Origin of the sequence: Knoellia sp. LjRoot47, from assembly GCF_964253435.1 — a bacterium.
In the GTDB taxonomy this organism is placed as follows: Bacteria; Actinomycetota; Actinomycetes; order Actinomycetales; family Dermatophilaceae; genus Knoellia.
The window spans coordinates 2721131-2732072 of record NZ_CAXUQS020000001.1 but is presented as its reverse complement, the minus strand read 5'-3'; the positions used below and the strand labels follow the sequence as shown (position 1 = coordinate 2732072).

Sequence of the window (10942 nt, the reverse complement as noted above, 5' to 3'; positions counted from 1 at the left end):
GGTCCTCACGTGCTGTAGGCCGAGTTCTCGTGGACGTAGTCGTGGGTGAGGTCGTTGGTCCACACCGTCGCGGTCGCATCGCCCGCGTGGAGGTCCACGACGACCCTGACCTCACGAGGCTCGAGGTCGACGAGGTCGCGGTCGTCGCCCACCGACGAGGCACGGCACACCTGCACCCCGTTGATCGAGACGTCGATGCTCGTCGGGTCGAAGGCCGCGTTCGTCGTGCCGACAGCGGCGAGCACCCTGCCCCAGTTGGGGTCGCGACCGAAGATGGCCGCCTTGAAGAGGTTGCTGCGGGTCACCGAGCGCGCGACGTCGACCGCCTCGGCCTCCGTCGCGGCGGCGCGCACCTCGACGGCGATGTCGTGGCTCGCACCCTCAGCGTCGGCGACGAGCTGGCGGGCCAGCGAGGCGCAGACCTCGGTCACGGCCGCGGCGACCAGCTGCGCGTCGGCACTCACTCCCGAGGCACCGGAGGCGAGGAGCACGACGGTGTCGTTGGTCGACATGCAGCCGTCGGAGTCGACGCGGTCGAAGGTCTGCGCCGTGGCGGACCGCAGGGCGACGTCGAGCGTCGCGGCGTCGGTGACGACGTCGGTGGTGATGACGCAGAGCATCGTCGCGAGGCCGGGCGCGAGCATCCCGGCGCCCTTGGCCATGCCGCCGACCGACCATCCGTCGCGGGTGGCGGTGGCCTGCTTGGGGACCGAGTCCGTCGTCATGATGGCCCGTGCGGCGGCGTCGGCACCCTCGGCGGCGAGCGCGCCCGCGGTGAGACCGACGCCTGCCTCGATCCGGTCCATCGGCAGGAACTCGCCGATGAGACCCGTCGAGCAGACGACGACGTCGAGAGCGCTGCACCCGAGCGTGGCGGCGACGAGCTCCGCAGTGCGGTGCGTGTCCTGGAAGCCCCGGGCGCCCGTGCAGGCGTTGGCGCCACCGGAGTTGAGGAAGACCGCGTCGGCGCGCCCGTCCTGCACGGCCTGCCGCGACCACGTCACCGGAGCGGCCTCGATGCGGTTGGACGTGAAGACGGCGGCAACGTGGTGGTCGGGGCCGTCGTTGACGACGAGCGCGACGTCGGAGGACCCGGACGCCTTGAGACCCGCGGTCGCCCCCGATGCCCGGAAGCCCTGTGGCGCAGTGACGCTCACGAGTCGGTCCGTCCGGTGAGGACCGTCGGGGTGACGATGAGACCGGCCTTGCGCCATGCCTCGGACGCCGTCGTGATGTGGTCCTCGGGCACGAGCACCCAGTCGGTGTCGAAGGTCGACATCGCGAGCACGCTGATGCCCGCGGTCACGAGCGGCGCGAGGATCTCGGCCATGACGCCGACCGCGTCGAACGCGAGCGGACCCGCGACCTCGACACCGCGGAACGGGCCCTCGGTGAGGACTTCGTCGGGCACGAGCTCGGCGAGTCCGACGACCGACGTCTCCTGCGGCGTCCGGGTGAGGGACGCGAACGGCCCCTGGGTCCAGTCCCACGTCACGTCGGCGCCACCGTCGAGGCGGGCGACGACGAGGGGTTCCGGATGGGTCATGAGGTGCAGCGGCATGGCGCTCACGGCGCCACCCCCGATCCGAGCAGGCCGGTCGCCTCGGGCAGACCGGCGGTGAGGTTGAGGCACTGGACGGCCGCACCGGCCGTGCCCTTGGCGAGGTTGTCGACCGCCGCGACGGCGACGACGCGCCCGGTGCGCTCGTCGAGCGCGACCTGGACGGTGACGTGGTTGCTCCCGACGACCGTGGACGTGGTCGGCCACGCGCCGGGCTCGAGGAGGTGGACGAACGCCTCGTGCTCGTATGCCGTCCGCCAGGCGTCGCGGACCGCCTCCGGCGTCGTGCCGGGGGCCACGCGTGCCGTGCACGTGGCGAGGATGCCCCGCGGCATCGGGGCGAGCGTCGGCGTGAACGAGACGGTGACGGGGGCACCGGCCGCCGATGAGAGGTTCTGCTCGATCTCGGGCGTGTGCCGGTGCACGCCACCGACGCCATAGGGCGACATCGACCCCATGACCTCGGACCCGAGCAGGTGCAGCTTGAGGGCCTTCCCCGCACCCGACGTGCCGGAGGCCGCGACGACGACCACGTCGTCGGGTTCGAGGACGCCCGCGGCGAGACCGGGGGCGAGAGCGAGCGAGACGGCCGTCGGGTAGCACCCGGGCACGGCGACCCGGTCCACTCCGACGAGCCCCGCGCGGGCCTTGGAGCCGCCGGCGAGCGAGAGCTCCGGGAGACCGTAGGCCCACGACCCGGCATACGGGGTGTCGTAGAAGGTGGTCCACGCCTCGGCGTCGCGGAGGCGGAAGTCCGCGCCGCAGTCGATGACCGTGGTGCCCTCCCCGAGTGCGGCGGCGACGGCGGCCGAGTGGCCGTGCGGCAGCGCGAGGACGACGGCGTCGTGCCCGGCGAGGACCTCGGGCGTCGTCTCGTCGAGCACCCGGTCCGCGAGCGGGAAGAGGTGGGGGTGGATCGTGCCGAGCCGGGCACCGGCGTTGCCGCCCGCGGTCACGGCGCCGACCTCGACCTCCGGGTGCTGGAGCAGCCAGCGGAGGACCTCGCCCCCGGCGTACCCGCTCGCTCCGGCGACTGCGACTCTCAGCATGTGCATAGTCTTGCACGGCATCACAACTGTATGCAATTTCCGTCCGGCTGTATCAGGGGGCGCCCCACACCCCTCCTCCCCGTTGCGACACCGCACCCGGCGGATGTCATGTCACGAGGAGAAGAACCATGTCCGGTGTCAACGACGCCATCGGTGCCGCAACGCGCCTGGGCGAGATCGGCTTCGTCGAGTTCACGACGAAGCTCGTGAGCGACGTGTTCGACACGCTCGTCGCCTCCAACCTGCGCCAGCAGCAGGCGTTCATCGAGCTGCTGCAGGCCACGAGCAAGTCGCTCACGGCCTATGTCAACGAGACCAAGGACGACATCGGTCCCGGCGAGATCATGCAGGTGCTCACGGCCATCGCGCCGCGCAACACCGAGACGCCGGCGACGAGCGACAGCCCCACGGCGGTCACCGCCGGTGGCAAGCTCAGCGCCGACGAGGCGACCGCCATCAACACCGCGCTCACGATCACGGACCCCGCGACCAACGCGGTGACCAACGACAAGGCCGCCAAGGCGGGCAACCTCGACGACAAGGCGATCGACACCCTCCGCGAGGCAGTGGCGCAGCGCGTGGCGGCGAACAAGTACACCCTGCTCAAGGAGATGGTCAAGCTCGGCATGCTGCGCCTCGTCGTCACCGACGGCACGATCGAGAGCGGCCTGAACTTCCACTCCTACGGCTCGGACTTCCTGCGCAACAACTCGAGCCGCTACTCGAGCCAGCAGTTCCAGTTCAAGGCCAACGCCCAGACGGGGAGCATCCTGTCGGCCTGGGTCAAGGCGTCGGCGAGCACCGCCTACACGTCGGTCAACGTCAGCACGAGCAACACCGCGAGCGGCTCGAACTCGGGCGTCGACGTCACCATCACCGGTGGCGTGAAGATCAACTTCAAGACCGACTACCTGCCGCTCGACACCCCCTGACGCCCGACCCCGAAGGAGCCTGAGCCATGCCTGACAGCGATGTGTCGGACGTGGGGTTCGCGGAGTTCGTGGCGGTCCTCCTGGTGGAGACCCTCGACTCGATCGTCGCGTCCCACGCCAGCCAGGAGGACCGCCTGCGCGCGCTCGACGCCGCGGCGGAGGTCACACCCGAGGAGGTGGCCGCGACGTCGATCACCGGGGGGATGGTCGACCTCACGCTCATCGAGCTCTTCCCCGACGGCAAGGGCGGCACCACGGTCGTCACCGGCGGCCCCACGCCCAGCGAGGAGACCCTGGCGGAGCTGTCCGTGAAGCTCCCCACGCGCGACGGAGGACTCTCGACCGGTGACGTCGGGACCATCCGCAACGCCGTCGCGCTGTTCCTCGCGCGGCGCCACCTCGAGTCGGTCCAGGAGGTGCGGCGACGTGGCGTCCCGCGCGTCCTCGTCGACGGCGGGACGTTGCGCGCCAAGCTCGCCTTCAGCACGGTGCGCCGGACCGCGACCGAGCCGGCGCCCGCCCGTGCGGCCGCTCCGGGGCTGACCCCGGCCGCGACCCGCTCCGTCCTCGGCGGCCTGCCGGTGAGTCGCATCGGCGACCTGGTCGGCCCCCGCGCCACGATCCTGCGGCCCGAGGTGCTCGACGGCATCCGCGACCTGCGCCTGCGCGTCCGGCCGCCCCTCACCGCCCCGGAGCCGGGCGAGCCCACCGAGCGGGCCGACGTCTTCGGCGAGATCGAGATCCGTTTCCGGACGGAGGCGTGACCGTGGGACCGGCCGAGCTCGCCGCACTGGTCGCCCGCGAGGCCGACGCCGGCGTCGCGGGAGCCCTGCGCGCCGTCGACGCGGCAGGAGCCCTCACGGTCGAACGCGTCGTCGGGCGGATCGGCTCCAAGCCGGCGTCGGACACGACCCCGTGGGAGTCGGTGGTGTGGCAGGCGGAGATCGTCATGCGCCCCTCCGGGCTCGTGCGCGAGGCGCCCACGGCGCCCGGCGAGGGCCCGGAACCGGGCATGGCATCGGTGGTCGCATCGCTCTCGGTCCGCGCGCTGCGCGGGGTCGGCGAGCGCTGGACCACAGTCCTCACGGAGCGGGGCGTCGAGACGATCGGGGACCTCGCCTCGACGTCTCCGGCATCCGTCGCCGCGTGGTCCCGGACACGAGACGGAGGGTATGCCGTCCAGCTCGTCGCGCGTGCGCGGACCTGCGTGGGTGCGTGGCCGGCGGTCGACCCGGCCGACACCCGGACGTTGCTCGCCGTCTCGGAGTCGGACCCGGGCGACAGCTCCGGCTGGCCGCCGGGGAGCCGCGCCGATGCGCTGCTCCTGTGGTCGACCTGCCTCCGCCTGCGGGCCGCGATCGACGACTCGGTCCTCGACCGGATCCGCGTCAACGGCACCTGACGCCATCAGCCCAGCGGGTCGTCCTCACCCCAGGCCAGCAGGCCCAGCGTGCGGTCCGCCGCACCGAGCCCGGAGCGGGCGCGTGCCGTGAGCGACGCGACCGTGTCGGTGCCGGCGCGCACCATGCGACCACTCCACTCGTCGAGCTCGCCGCGCGCGATCGCGAGGAGCAGGTCGCTCACCTCGGTCGGCGAGGTCCACTCCGTGCGCCCACGGTGCATGGTCATGCCCAGCGTCATGTCGGTGCGCACGACGCCCGGCGCGAGGTCGAACACGAGGGCCGTGCGCTGCTCCCCCAGGCCCAACTGCGAGGTCAGCCGCGACAGGGCGCCCTTGCTGAGGTTGTATGCCGTCGCACTGTCGGCGTTGCGGTAGCCCGCGCCGGAGGCGAGGTTGACGATGCGCCCCGAGTCGCGGTCCAGGTGCGGCAGCACGGCCCGGGTCATGAGGTATGGGCCACGGACATTGGTCTCGACGGTGCGCCACCACTCGTCCGGGTCGCTCTCGGCGAGCGGGACCTCGGCGTCGATGACCCCGGCGTTGTTGACGAGCAGGTCGATGCGCCCGTGTCGCTCGACGACGTCGCCGACCCACGCCTCGACCGCTGCCCGGTCGGTCACCTCGGCCGTGGAGCGCGAGCCGCGCTCCATGGCATACCCGTTCGCCTCGAGGACGTCGGCGAGGTGGGCCCCGATGCCGCGCGAGGCGCCAGTGACGATCGCGACCGGTGACGTCACCGCTGGACCGCGCCCGTGCGTGTGGCGGCCTCGGCGACGGCCTTGTCGCGCAGCCCCGAGACCTCCTCGGTCGTCAGGGTGCGGTCCGGCGCCCGGAAGGTGAGACGGTAGGCCAGCGACTTGCGCCCCGGCTCGAGCTGGTCGCCGTGGTAGACGTCGAAGAGCGAGACCGACTCCAGCGAGGAACCGGCGCCGACGCGCAGTGCCGACTCGACCGCCGACGCCGTCACCGAGTCGTCCACGACGAGCGCGACATCGCTCTGCGCCATCGGGAAGGTCGTGAGCGTGCGTGCGGTCAGTGGGGCCTCGGCCGCGCGGGAGAGCACGTCGAGGTCGAGCTCACCACCGACCGTGCGTGCCGGGAGGCCCAGGCTGGCGACGGCCTTGGGGTGGAGCTCCCCGACGTGGCCGAGGACGGTCCCGTCGGCGAGCTCGACCCGGGCGCACCGCCCGGGGTGTAAGGGTGCCACCGCGTCCGCGACAGTAGTGACGGCGACGCCGAGGGCCTCGCCCAGCACTCGGGCGAGATCGATGGCATCGGTGACGTCGGCCCGGCGACCGGGACCCCACCAGCCCGCGCGGTCACGGTCGCCCGAGAGCAGGAAGGCGAGGTGGCGCGGCTGCGCCGGGACGGCAGCCCTGATCGCGGCCAGAACGTCGTCGGAGGGGCGGATGCCGACGTCCTCGGTCGGCGCGGACCGTTGCTCACCCTCGAGGTCGACGACCAGGCCCACCTCGAACAGGCCGACGTCGCGCGTGCCTCGGGCCACGTTGCGGCGCAGGGCGTCGACCATGGTGGCCAGCAGGCGGGTGCGCATGAGCGGCTGCTCGTCGGACAGCGGGTTGGCCAGCCGCACCGACCGTGCGACCTCGGCGTCGGTGTCGAGACCGAGGTCGGCGTAGCGGTCGGCGCCGACGAAGGGCGCGCTCCACACCTCGAACAGCCCTTGTCCGGCGAGCACGTCGGCGGCGATGCGCCGGATCCGCTGACCGTGCGTGAGACCATGTCCGCCCGGCGGCGTCGGGAGCACCGAGGGGATGGCGTCGTACCCGGAGATGCGGGCGACCTCCTCGACGAGGTCGGGCGCGGTCGTCAGGTCGGGACGCCAGGTGGGCGGCACGACGGTGAGGTCGTCGGCGTCCCGGGTCACCGTGCAGCCGATCGCCTCGAGGATGGTGACGACCTCGGCCTCGGGGTAGTCCACCCCGATGATGCGGGAGGGGAAGGTCACCGGCATCGAGACCGGCGCGGGCGCGGCCGGCGTCCCGACGTCGGTGACGTCGGTGTCCGCGGTCCCGCCGCCGTGCTCGACGAGGAGGTCGACCGCGAGCTGTGCGGCCGCGGCGGCCAGTGCCGTGTCGACGCCACGCTCGAAGCGGCGCGACGCCTCCGACGGCAGCTTGTGGCGACGGGCCGAGCGCGCGATGCTCACCGGCTCGAAGTGCGCGGCCTCGATGAGGACGTCCCGCGTCTCGCTGCCCACCTCGGTGTCCGCGCCACCCATGACACCGGCGATCGCGACGGGTCGCTCGCCACCACGGTCGGTGATGAGGAGGTCGTCGGTGTCGAGGGCGCGGTCGGCGTCGTCGAGAGTGGTGATCCGCTCCCCCGCGCGGGCGCGACGCACGACGATCGGCGCCTCCAGCGTCGCCAGGTCGAAGGCATGCAGCGGCTGGCCGAGGCCGAGCATGACGTAGTTGGTCACGTCGACAGGCAGCGAGATGGGCCGCATGCCCGCCTCGGTGAGCCGCGCCGCCATCCACGGCGGCGTCGGCGCCGAGACGTCGATGCCGCGCACGACGCGGGCGACGTAGCGGTCGCACCCGTCGCGCCCGCGGATCGGCGACTCGTCGCGAAGCTCGACGGGGAAGCCGCCGTCAGTCCGGCTCGGCGCCGCCGCATCGAGAGTGCTGACGGGGTCCGTGAACGTCGCGCCGGTCGCGTGGCCGTACTCGCGGGCCACACCACGCACCGAGAAGCAGTAGCCGCGGTCGGGCGTGACGTTGACCTCGACCGTCTCACGATCGAGACCGAGCAGGGGGATGGCGTCCGTGCCGGGGGTGAGGCGCGCCAGCAGGGCGTCGTCACCCGCGAACTTCCGGGTGAGGACGAGAATCCCGTCGTGGTCGTCGCCGATGCCGAGCTCGCGCTCGGAGCAGATCATCCCGGCCGACACGTGCCCGTAGGTCTTGCGGGCGCTGACCTCGAGCGGGCCCTGCGGCGTCGTGAGCACCCCGCCGGGGAGGATGACGACGACGAGGTCGCCGGGCTCGAAGTTGTGGGCGCCGCAGACGATCCCCTGCGGCTCGCCGGTGCCGTTGGCGTCACCGACGTCGACGCTGCACCAGTTGATCGTCTTGCCGTTCTTCTGCGGCTCGGGCTCGCGGGTGAGGACGCGGCCGACGACGAGCGGACCGGTGACACCACCGGTGTGCAGCCCCTCCTCCTCGAGCCCGACGCTCACGAGGTCGGCAGCGATCTGCAGCCCTCGGGCGTCCTCGGGGACCGCGACGTACTCGCGGAGCCATTCGACGGGAATGCGCATCAGATCTCCAGGCCGGCGGGAAGGAAGGCACCCACGACGGGTGCGGGGACAGCGGTGCCGGGCATCAGATCTCCAGCCCGAACTGGGCGTCGAAGCGCACGTCGCCCTCGATCATGTCGCGCATGTCGCTCACGCCCGAGCGGAACATCAGCGCCCGGTCGATGCCCATGCCGAACGCGAAGCCGGTGTAGCGGTCGGGGTCGACGCCGCAGGCGGTGAGGACGTTGCGGTTGACCATCCCGCAGCCACCCCACTCGATCCAACCCGTGCCCTTGCAGGCTCGGCAGTCGGGGTCCTCGCCGCGGCAGACGAAGCAGCGCAGGTCCATCTCGGCGCTCGGCTCGGTGAAGGGGAAGAAGGACGGGCGCAGCCGGGTCGTGATGCCGTCACCGAAGAGCTCGCTCGCCAGGCGGTCGAGCGTGCCCTTGAGGTGCGCCATGGTGATGCCCTCGTCGACCGCGAGCCCCTCGACCTGGTGGAAGGCGGGCATGTGCGTCGCGTCGAGCTCGTCGGTCCGGAAGACGCGACCGATCGCCGCGACGTAGACGGGGACACCGCGGTCGAGCAGCGTGCGGGCCTGGACCGGCGAGGTGTGGGTGCGCAGGACGAGCCCGTCCTCGGGCGGGTCGACGTAGAACGTGTCCTGCATCTGCCGCGCCGGGTGGTCGGCGTCGAAGTTCAGGGCGTCGAAGTTGAACCACTCGGCCTCGATCTCGGGCCCCTCGGCGATCTCCCAGCCCATGCCGACGAAGAGGTCGGCGATGCGCTGCGACATGAGCTCGATCGGGTGCCGGCGACCGAGCGGACGACGGCCGGTCGGCAGCGTGACGTCGACGGCCTCCTCGGTGAGGATGCGCTCGTCGCGCTCGGCCTCGAGCTCGACCTGACGCGCCGCGAACGCGGCGTTGACCCGGCCGCGTGCCTGACCGACGCGCTTGCCGGCCTCGGCCTTGGCGCTCGGCGGGAGCGCACCGATCTCGCGGTTGGCGAGGGCGAGCGGGGACTTGTCACCGGTGTGGGTCGCGCGCAGCGCCTTGAGCTCGTCGAGCGAGCTCGCGCCCGAGACGGCCTCGAGGGCCGAGGTGACGGCCCCCTCGACGTGCTCGGGGTCGAGCGCCGCGACCTCGACCGGGTCGAAGTTCGTGTTGGGTCCTGACATTGGGGTTCCACTCTCGTCGCGTGGCGCGGCACAGTCGCGCCGGGGAAGGCTGGGACGTCTCTGGGAGGTCGCGGCGCCCTCGGGCCGTGCGGGACGCCGGGCGCCCGGTGCACGAGGGCTCAGGCAGGCGTCGTCGCACCCGAGGGCACGATAAATCGGCGCACGGCACGGGGGGTGCTGGGGCCAGACGCGGGCGACATGGGCCCAGCCTATCGCGCGGGCGCGCGACGATGCCGCCGGGTTTGGGCCGCCCCGGCGCCCAGCGCGGCCACGAGGAGACCGACGAGCGCCGGTGCCACGAAGCCACCACCGGCGCCGACGCGGTCGATGGCCAGACCGGCGAACGGCGCACCCAGGGCGCCACCGAGGGTGAGGGCCGATCCGTGCCAGCCCATGGCCTCGCCGCGCGCCGAGGCGGGGACCATCCGGGTCGCCTGGTCGATGCTCGCGGTGATCGTCGGGGCGCAGAGCAGGCCGGCGAGGAACCCGAGCCCGCCGAGGGAGAGAGCGCCGCCGGACAGGGCCATCGGCAGCGTGACGAACGCGAGCACTCCCAGCAGCCAGAACGTCGAGATGGGCTGGCTCAGCCCTCCGTAGACCAGGGCACCCACGAGGGACCCGAGTCCCCACAGGGCGAGGACGAGCCCGATCGCGGTCGGCTGGTCGAGCTCGCGCATCCTCGCGACGATGCCGAGGTCGGTGCCCGACAGCACGAACGTCGCGCACGAGGCCGCGAGGCACACCGCGACGAACGGCACGCCGAACCAGTCCGAGCGCCGTGGCCGGACCGACTCCTCCGCGTCCTCGCTCTCGGAGCGCAGCACGGGGTCGACGAGCCAGAGCGTCACGCCACCGACGACACCGAGCATCTGGATGGCGAAGAGCACCCACCGGGTGTCCCAGTGCGACGCCGCCCAGATCGAGGCGGCCGGACCGACGATGAACGAGAGCTCGACCGCGACCGCATCGAGCGAGATCGCGGTCCGGCGCTCGGTCGTGGGGACGGCGGCGATGACGGCCTGACGGATGATCGAGAAGGTGGGGATGACGAACAGGCCCGCGACGGCGGCGAGGACGAGCAGCGGGAGGTAGCCCACCCAGGGTGCGACCGACCAGCAGACGAGCGCCACGAGGGTCGACGGCAGGACGACGCGGCGCAGCCCGATGCGGTCGAGCAGCCGACCGCGCCACGGCCCGCTGATCGCGATGGCCACGGTGGCGACGGCCGCGAGGAAGCCGGCCGCGGCATACGACTCCCCCAGCGTGGTCACGACGTGGACGGTGAGCAGCACGCCCGCGGAGAAGACGGGGATCCGGACGAAGGCGCCAAGCAGGAGCGCGGACTTCAGACCCGGACTGGCGAGCGCGGCCCGGTAGGGCGCGATCGACACGACGGACACGTGACACCCCTCTTCGATCCCTGGGCCGGTCGGCCCGGGAGCAGCCTAGGTCGATCCCGTTCCCGGCGCCGACGGGGTCCGTCCCGGGCCCGTGCCGGACCGGCGCGGGGTCCTCGCCGGCTTCGAGCCGGCTCCGAGCCGGGTCCTCGCCGGCTC

At 72.7% G+C, this 10942-nt stretch carries 10 protein-coding genes; 3 read left to right on the top strand and 7 right to left on the bottom strand.

Translation table 11 applies throughout. The annotated features are described in order from the left end of the window. Nucleotides 1–5 precede the first annotated feature (5 nt). The 3 genes from argJ to argC are packed head-to-tail and all read right to left on the bottom strand — an operon-like array spanning nucleotide 6 to nucleotide 2610. Nucleotides 6–1157, bottom strand: a complete 1152-nt coding sequence (gene argJ, locus ACSQ11_RS13205) for a bifunctional glutamate N-acetyltransferase/amino-acid acetyltransferase ArgJ (protein WP_436006109.1) — start codon at nucleotides 1155–1157, stop codon at nucleotides 6–8. Then, on the bottom strand, nucleotides 1154–1561 hold the full coding sequence (locus ACSQ11_RS13200; RefSeq protein WP_436006780.1) for an ACT domain-containing protein: 408 nt from the start codon (nucleotides 1559–1561) through the stop codon (nucleotides 1154–1156). The genes argJ and ACSQ11_RS13200 overlap by 4 nt, the downstream gene beginning before the upstream one ends. A 5-nt stretch (nucleotides 1562–1566) precedes the next feature. Continuing rightward, a complete protein-coding gene (gene argC / locus ACSQ11_RS13195; protein ID WP_436006107.1) occupies nucleotides 1567–2610 on the bottom strand; it encodes an N-acetyl-gamma-glutamyl-phosphate reductase in 1044 nt (347 codons plus the stop codon). A 128-nt stretch (nucleotides 2611–2738) separates the two neighbouring features. On the opposite strand from argC, the gene ACSQ11_RS13190 reads away from it, so the two are divergent. From ACSQ11_RS13190 to ACSQ11_RS13180, 3 genes are read left to right on the top strand one after another with little or no spacing between them, the layout of a single operon-like run. Continuing rightward, nucleotides 2739–3542: a hypothetical protein gene (locus ACSQ11_RS13190; RefSeq protein ID WP_436006105.1), complete on the top strand. Its 804-nt coding sequence runs from the start codon at nucleotides 2739–2741 to the stop codon at nucleotides 3540–3542. A 26-nt stretch (nucleotides 3543–3568) separates the two neighbouring features. Further along, nucleotides 3569–4306 carry a hypothetical protein gene (locus tag ACSQ11_RS13185; RefSeq protein WP_436006103.1) on the top strand — a complete coding sequence of 246 codons (738 nt, stop codon included), beginning with the start codon at nucleotides 3569–3571 and terminating at the stop codon, nucleotides 4304–4306. Continuing rightward, nucleotides 4303–4944, top strand: coding sequence for a hypothetical protein (locus tag ACSQ11_RS13180; protein WP_436006101.1), 642 nt, complete (start codon nucleotides 4303–4305; stop codon nucleotides 4942–4944). The genes ACSQ11_RS13185 and ACSQ11_RS13180 overlap by 4 nt, the downstream gene beginning before the upstream one ends. 5 nt (nucleotides 4945–4949) lie before the next feature. Here the strand turns inward: ACSQ11_RS13180 and ACSQ11_RS13175 are convergent, their stop codons facing one another. From ACSQ11_RS13175 to ACSQ11_RS13160, 4 genes are all read right to left on the bottom strand, one after another. Further along, complete coding sequence (locus ACSQ11_RS13175; RefSeq protein WP_436006099.1) at nucleotides 4950–5681, bottom strand: SDR family oxidoreductase; 732 nt, start codon at nucleotides 5679–5681, stop codon at nucleotides 4950–4952. After that, nucleotides 5678–8227: a phenylalanine--tRNA ligase subunit beta gene (gene pheT, locus ACSQ11_RS13170; protein ID WP_436006097.1), complete on the bottom strand. Its 2550-nt coding sequence runs from the start codon at nucleotides 8225–8227 to the stop codon at nucleotides 5678–5680. Before pheT ends, ACSQ11_RS13175 begins: the two co-directional genes overlap by 4 nt. A 64-nt stretch (nucleotides 8228–8291) precedes the next feature. Beyond that, a complete protein-coding gene (pheS, locus tag ACSQ11_RS13165) occupies nucleotides 8292–9386 on the bottom strand; it encodes a phenylalanine--tRNA ligase subunit alpha (RefSeq protein ID WP_436006095.1) in 1095 nt (364 codons plus the stop codon). Nucleotides 9387–9595: 209 nt separating this feature from the next. Then, entirely contained in the window at nucleotides 9596–10786 is a 1191-nt protein-coding gene (locus ACSQ11_RS13160; protein WP_436006093.1) for an MFS transporter, read from the bottom strand. Between the last annotated feature and the right edge of the window lie 156 nt (nucleotides 10787–10942).

Excerpts from the sequence above, each read along its gene's own strand:
- ACSQ11_RS13200 (WP_436006780.1), bottom strand. The coding sequence starts at position 1,561 with ATGCCGCTGCACCTCATGACCCATCCGGAACCCCTCGTCGTCGCCCGC.
- argC (WP_436006107.1), bottom strand. The coding sequence starts at position 2,610 with ATGCTGAGAGTCGCAGTCGCCGGAGCGAGCGGGTACGCCGGGGGCGAG.
- ACSQ11_RS13190 (WP_436006105.1), top strand. The coding sequence starts at position 2,739 with ATGTCCGGTGTCAACGACGCCATCGGTGCCGCAACGCGCCTGGGCGAG.
- ACSQ11_RS13185 (WP_436006103.1), top strand. The coding sequence starts at position 3,569 with ATGCCTGACAGCGATGTGTCGGACGTGGGGTTCGCGGAGTTCGTGGCG.
- pheT (WP_436006097.1), bottom strand. The coding sequence starts at position 8,227 with ATGCGCATTCCCGTCGAATGGCTCCGCGAGTACGTCGCGGTCCCCGAG.
- pheS (WP_436006095.1), bottom strand. The coding sequence starts at position 9,386 with ATGTCAGGACCCAACACGAACTTCGACCCGGTCGAGGTCGCGGCGCTC.